Source organism: Caballeronia sp. INML2, from assembly GCF_023631365.1.
Classification (GTDB): domain Bacteria; phylum Pseudomonadota; class Gammaproteobacteria; order Burkholderiales; family Burkholderiaceae; genus Caballeronia; species Caballeronia turbans.
In genome coordinates this window covers 1-805 of the sequence record NZ_JALQDH010000125.1, presented here as the reverse complement: position 1 = coordinate 805, position 805 = coordinate 1, and the positions used below count along the sequence as shown (strand labels likewise).

Sequence of the window (805 nt, the reverse complement as noted above, 5' to 3'; positions counted from 1 at the left end):
ATCTTCGTACCGAGGCACGAGCGGGTAGGCGAGGGGCATATCTGCAACGCTCATGCACTTGTCCCGCGGCGCATCTCGCGAATGAAGCTAAGCCGGACGGCAGGTTCACGTACCGCAGGGATCTGAACGGCCGCTCGCTTTACGAAGCGAGGCTCGATATCGAAGCTTGAACATCAGGCGTGAGACATCCGAGGCCGATGAGCGTCTTTTCGACGGCCACGTCCAGCGGTGTATGCGGCTCGTGCCCGAGCGTCTGCACGAGCCGCGCGTTATTCAGATGCACGGGCGTCGTCCATAGATAGCGCATTTCCTGAAGTTCCCTGAATGTGACATTGAACGGCGCGCCGAGCGCGAGCAGCCACCACGGAAAGCCGACGACAGCGGGCGCGCGCCCGGTGCGGCGCGCGACCACGCGGCGGATCGCGTCGGCAAAGCCGGTGCCGTCCTCGTCCCAATGACCGCTCATGTGAAAGCGCGCGAACGCATCGAGCGAGTGGCGGTGCGCAAGCAGCTTAACCATCGTGCGAGCCACATCGGGCAGATACGCCCATTGATGCCCGATGCCTCGCGCACCCGAGTTCGTGATCTTCGTGACCGGGTTTTCAGGCCTCACGAGTCCTTGCGCGAGCCAGTTATTGCCCGCTTTTGGCCCGAAAAAATCGCCCGCGCGCACGACCAGCACTCGCGCGCCTTCCTTGCTCGGGCGTTGCAGACGCGCTTCCATTTCAACGCGAATCGCGCCTTTGCGCGTGACGGGATGCTGTGGCGCGTCTTCGTCGATGAATGGAAACGCGTCCGGCCCGAA

At 63.2% G+C, this 805-nt stretch carries 1 protein-coding gene; it reads right to left on the bottom strand.

Annotated elements, in window-relative coordinates:
* Positions 1-139: 139 nt before the first annotated feature.
* Positions 140-805 (bottom strand): hypothetical protein (locus NCT32_RS35210; protein ID WP_061122021.1); only part of this gene is annotated, 666 nt, incomplete at its 5' end.